General features: G+C 62.6%; 1 protein-coding gene. It reads left to right on the top strand.

The features are described from left to right. Positions 1-423, top strand: a 423-nt coding sequence (locus tag A4A58_RS20140) for an FCSD flavin-binding domain-containing protein (RefSeq protein ID WP_192855922.1), incomplete at its 5' end; no start/stop codon positions are given. Positions 424-613 lie beyond the last annotated feature (190 nt).

The raw sequence follows: 613 nt of genomic DNA, 5'->3' as shown, positions 1-613 counted from the left end.
ATCGGCGAGAAGGCAGGTCTTACGGACGCATCCGGCTGGTGCCCGGTCGATCCAGTGACGTTCGAGTCGACGTTGCAGCCCGGCAGCCATGTCGTAGGCGACTCAATTATCGGCGGCGACATGCCGAAGTCTGCCTTTTCTGCCAACAGCCAGGCCAAAGCATGCGCTTTTGGCATTGCGGCTTCCCTCACGGGTTCGCCTCAGTTTCCGCCGCACCTGTTCAACTCGTGCTACACGTTTCTAGCGCCCGACGACGCTTTCACCAATGCCCTTACCTTCGCACCCGAGGGCGGAAGGATAAAAACCGTGAAAATGTTCATCAGCAAGGTGGGCGAGAGCGCTGAGGTCCGCCGCCGCACCGCCCTTCACGCCGTGGGCTGGTATTCCGCCTTCACTGCAGACGTGTTCGGCGGTGGCCCCTGATGGAATGCCTGGGGCTGCCGTTGGCCGCCGGGAGGATCGGCTGCGGAAATAGCACTGCGGCGGCAACCGACGAGATTGGAGCGGAACGCCAGAGGAGATTGGTGAGGATCGTCCGGCGAACCGCGCGGGCCACGTCGACGTCCAAGGCAACGTCCAAACCCGCTGTCGGTAAGACGAGTGCGGTCTCTGC

Source organism: Tardiphaga robiniae (genome assembly GCF_001618955.1).
GTDB lineage: Bacteria > Pseudomonadota > Alphaproteobacteria > Rhizobiales > Xanthobacteraceae > Tardiphaga > Tardiphaga robiniae_A.
Note: the sequence above shows the minus strand (reverse complement) of the source record. Positions and strands in the feature narration are given on the sequence as shown.